The organism is Anaerorhabdus sp. (genome assembly GCF_036637135.1).
Lineage (GTDB): Bacteria > Bacillota_I > Bacilli_A > Erysipelotrichales > Erysipelotrichaceae > Anaerorhabdus.
In genome coordinates this window covers 1-4,513 of sequence record NZ_JAVWNC010000098.1, presented here as the reverse complement: position 1 = coordinate 4,513, position 4,513 = coordinate 1, and the positions used below count along the sequence as shown (strand labels likewise).

General features: G+C 31.6%; 4 protein-coding genes. 2 read left to right on the top strand and 2 right to left on the bottom strand.

Annotated elements, in window-relative coordinates:
• Positions 1 to 64 precede the first annotated feature (64 nt).
• Together RR643_RS11280 and fdrA are read right to left on the bottom strand one after the other, a co-directional pair.
• Entirely contained in the window at positions 65 to 1,483 is a 1,419-nt protein-coding gene (locus RR643_RS11280) for a DUF1116 domain-containing protein (protein ID WP_332483277.1), read from the bottom strand.
• Positions 1,476 to 3,008 (bottom strand): acyl-CoA synthetase FdrA, encoded by a 1,533-nt coding sequence (gene fdrA, locus RR643_RS11275; RefSeq protein WP_332483276.1) that lies wholly within the window; start codon positions 3,006 to 3,008, stop codon positions 1,476 to 1,478. Before fdrA ends, RR643_RS11280 begins: the two co-directional genes overlap by 8 nt.
• Before the next feature lie 248 nt (positions 3,009 to 3,256).
• On the opposite strand from fdrA, the gene RR643_RS11270 reads away from it, so the two are divergent.
• Positions 3,257 to 3,853, top strand: a complete 597-nt coding sequence (locus tag RR643_RS11270) for a TetR/AcrR family transcriptional regulator (RefSeq protein WP_332483275.1) — start codon at positions 3,257 to 3,259, stop codon at positions 3,851 to 3,853.
• On the top strand, positions 3,837 to 4,427 hold the full coding sequence (locus RR643_RS11265; protein WP_332483274.1) for a TetR/AcrR family transcriptional regulator: 591 nt from the start codon (positions 3,837 to 3,839) through the stop codon (positions 4,425 to 4,427). The genes RR643_RS11270 and RR643_RS11265 overlap by 17 nt, the downstream gene beginning before the upstream one ends.
• Positions 4,428 to 4,513 lie beyond the last annotated feature (86 nt).

Below are 4,513 nucleotides of genomic sequence, written 5' to 3'. Positions count from 1 at the left end.
TTCTGGAGAATTTCCTAATGCATTCCCTCCAAGTGCAATTACTAATCTTTTTTTATCCATCTTATTACTCAAAATGATTTCCAAACTCTATGAGAGCTTTTGTAAAGCACTCCATTGGTGGATTTGCGATACCAGCACCAATTTGTCCTTTACCTCTTTCTTTATGTGCGATACCTGTAGTAATAATTGGAAGCACTCCCGTTTCCACAACCTTTCTGATATCTACTCCACAAGGTGTTCCTCTAAAGTTCAAAAATGGAATTGTATAATTTTTATTTTCTTTCCATGTTATTTCATACATACTCTTAACATAAGAAATTGCATCTGCAACTGTTCCACCAACAAATTGAACTATGGCTGGTGCATTACCTAGCGAGAATCCACCTAACCCTGCAGTTTCTGAAATTGCACTATCTCCCATGTCAGGATTTGAATCTGCAATTGAATATCCTGGGAAGAATAAACCATCAACCATTTGCGCTGGCCCAATAAACCAATAGTCTTTTCCAAGTCCTGCAATTTTAATTCCAAACTCATAACCATTTCTTGCTAATGCTGTTACGATTGTACTGTTCTTAACACCATTTGCTGCATCCAATTGAGCTTTGCTTGTTGCCATTGTTACACTTAGAAAATAATGTTCATTGCTATTAATAAATTCAGAAACTCTTAAAATGATATCTTTTTCATATGGAGTTTGTAGTAAATACGGAACTATACTCTTATAGAAAAGTGATGATCCAGCTTTATTTCTGTTGTGACATTCATCCGACATATGTAATGCTTGTGCTATAATCGAACCCGAATCTATTCCACCACACAATTTCAAAGCATCATTCAATGCTGGACGATACTCTTGATTTAACCAATCTAGTCGAGCAATTACTCCTTCATCATAGGATCCATATCTTTGAACTGTATATCCTGATCCTTCATGTATAGGTGAGAACGCATAATTTCCAAATGTTTCATTTTTAACAACATGAACTATCATGTGAGCCGACAAAACACCTGACATTGCGCCAACTGTTTGATGATCATGACAAGGAGAAAATTTAATCTTCCCCGAAGTAGCTAATGCCACCGCTTCATCAGCATCTTTTGCTTTTCTTTCAAAGATTAACGCACCAATAACCGCTCCCTTCATAGGACCTGGCATGTTTTCGAACGTAATAGGAGGTCCTGCATGTAAAATCGTATCTTCATCCATGTTTGGTATAACATCAATTGCTTGCTCAACACCTACCAAAGTCATTTTAGAACTCATTAGAATCTCATAAACCTTATCATTCGCTTTATCTATTTCTTCATTGTCTATTAATTTATTAAGTAATGAAATGAGTTTTTTATCTCCTCTTGCAGGAGGTGACCATTTAACTTGTATTGCCGAAATATCTTGTTTGATCATATCATCTTTAAAAGACTCCATTCCCAAATTAATTGCATGTAAATCCGAACTAAATAATTTATTTATCTCACTCATATCTATCCTCCACTATATCCATGCATAGTTTTGCAGCATGGTAGTTACTATTTGTAACAATTACACCTTCATTTTCTAAGCGTTCAACTTGAGCTTCAAAATTTTGTTTATCTGCTTTAGTTCCTAATACATAAGCAACAAAAATAATTTCTTTATTTACACTTTGACAATATACTTTAGCTTCCTTAATTGCCTCTACAACAATTCCAGCTGGATCTTCATGTGAGCCATACCCGATTTCTACATCAAGTAAAATAACAGCTACTTCTTCATCTTTTGATTCTTGAATTATTCGTTCATTTCTCAAAGAAGGTTCTATCATTGGATGAGGTTTACCGACTGTAAAGTTATCATCTCCTAAATCAATAAATGAATTCATCTTTGATTCATAAGGATTTTCTAATCGATTTACTTTTCCTACATTACTGTATGTTTTTTCATTGAGTTTACTTTGGAATAATTGAGACGTTTCATCACAAATAGTTCCACCACAATACAGTCCTCTTACATATTTTTGCTTTGTATTAAGTTTTTTTACTAACTCTTCAACATTAACTTCCTTTACTGCCAATCTCTTCTCTGTTTCTGTATTAACAGATACTGCCTTTTCTGCTGCTTCTGTTAAATTACTTGCAAACTTAATTTTTCCATCTGCACTTTCATCAAAGTTATGTCCAAGGAAACAAATTATGATGTCTTTATCACTTTCTTTTGCACGCCTAATAATTTTATCAGCAACCTCTTTAACAGGTGGTTTTGAAATAACTACAATTGTTTTAGTGTTTTCATCCTTATCAAGCGCCTCAATTGAATCTAGCATCATGATTCCACCAACTTCTTTAGTTAAATCTCTTCCTCCTGTTCCAATTACTTGTGATACGCCACTCCCTAGTTTATCAATTAAAACCGTTATTTCTTGAGTTCCTGTTCCAGAAGCCCCTATAACTCCAATTGAACCTTTTTTTAATTGATTCGCAAAACATAAACCAACATTATTAATTATTGCTGTTCCACAATCTGGACCCATAACAAGCAAGCCTTTATCATGAGCTGTTTTCTTTAGTTCAATTTCATCTTCAATTGAAATATTGTCGCTAAATAACATTACATGTAGTCCCTTATTCAATGCTTTTCTTGCTTCATCTGCAGCATATTCACCAGCAACTGAGATAACTACAATATTGTTCTTCGGATCTCTTTTGATTGCATTCCCAATGCTTGTTGGGTTTGCTTCAACTTCATTACTATCTTCTTTTTTTGCATTCAATAAGTCATTTACTATTTTTTCAATCTCTTCCACATCTACCGTTTCACTCGTGAATGCAATAATTACGTCACTAGGTGCAGCGGCTTTGTTTTCTTCATTTAGTAAATTTGCTTCCTTTAGAAGCTCTTTGTTCATATCTGTCCCCATACAAACCATTGCTTTTAAAACTCCATCAATCGCTTCTACAGTTCTTGATATCTGCATAAGCATAACTGAATCATAATACGAATTTCTCTTGATTATTCCTTTAATCTCCAAAATAATACCTCACTTTCATTATCTAAGTACGCACATCTTTTATTGCAAGTGCTTACTATCATAATACATTAATTGTAAGCGCTGTCAATAAGAATGTTAAAATTTTAACTAATTAAAATAATCTTTTTTTAATGTTAATTTATCCACTTAGTACTCATTTATCATTTTTTTGACACTTAATTTCTCCTACATTAGACAAAATCGGCTAGTAAGTGTTATTCTAATAATATTGAATAAGAGGTATTACTATGCAAAAAACCAACGAAAGAGATGTTTTGATTACTGCGTTCGACATGTTTATGAAGAATGTATACAATAAAACAACCACAAAAAATATCGCCGAGGAATGTGGAATTAATGAGTCAACACTTTTTAGAAAATACAATTCAAAGAAAGCTCTTTTCCATGCAGCAATTGAGTATAACTTTACCAACTCGATTCAACTTGATTTTGATACTTTTGACTATTCTGGTTCCATGAATGATTGCTTAAATAGAATGTTACTTTCCATTTTTAAACTGCTATGTTCAACCATCCCTACTTACAGATTATTGATAAAAGTAAACCTAGTTGATGATTCTCTGTTGTTGTTTATAAAGGAAAAAATTGAAAGTTATAAATCTATTTACATCAATTATTTTGACGGTTTAAAATCTCGATATTCAATCGTTGATCTAGATTCATCGACAATTATTAACATGCAATTTGGAACACTTTTTTCAGAAGTTTTTAAATTAGATAGTTCAAATATTACTAATCTTGAAGTTATGAAAGAAAGTATTCAACCTTACTTATTACAACTTAATAGAATTATGGAGAAATATAAAAATGAATGCGAAATCTAAACTACAATTTAGTGCCCTTAAAAATTTCTCTGAGATCGGATATTACGAAAGCACCACTTTACAAATTTCTAAAGATGCTGGATTATCGGAAGCAACTTTATTTAGAACTTTCGACAACAAAGAAGACCTATACTACTCAACTCTCACATATTACTCTGATACTTCTAATTTAAACTTTTATCCACTATTATCAAACTTAACATTTAATGATATTCAATTTGATTTAACACAAATTACTGAATTCATAGTCGATACTTATATTTCAAGAATTCATATGACTCGAATACTTATATCAAACTTGATTCAAGTAAAAAGCATTCGTGAACACCATTCATTAGTCATTAGTGAAATACATTCTTTTTTGATGAATTACTTCGTCGAAATGAATATACGAAATCTCATTTGCAGTTTAGATTATGATACAATTGCAAATTCCATTATTTCTTGTATTCTTTATGAAATAACACAAGAAACAGTATTTAATAAAAAAGTTGATTTCACAAAAAAAGACAAAGAAAAAATAATTAATAAAATAAACAGTACATTAGATGTTATTTGTTTATTCTTGCTTTAAGTCAATATGATTAGAGGTACTATATGACAAGATATAAAAGTGCAATCTTTGATTTTAATGGAACATTATTATTTGACAGTGATTTC

Bases quoted from the DNA above. Each gene is read 5' to 3' on its own strand.
- RR643_RS11265 (WP_332483274.1), top strand. From the start codon at position 3,837: ATGAATGCGAAATCTAAACTACAATTTAGTGCCCTTAAAAATTTCTCT.
- RR643_RS11270 (WP_332483275.1), top strand. From the start codon at position 3,257: ATGCAAAAAACCAACGAAAGAGATGTTTTGATTACTGCGTTCGACATG.
- RR643_RS11280 (WP_332483277.1), bottom strand. From the start codon at position 1,483: ATGAGTGAGATAAATAAATTATTTAGTTCGGATTTACATGCAATTAAT.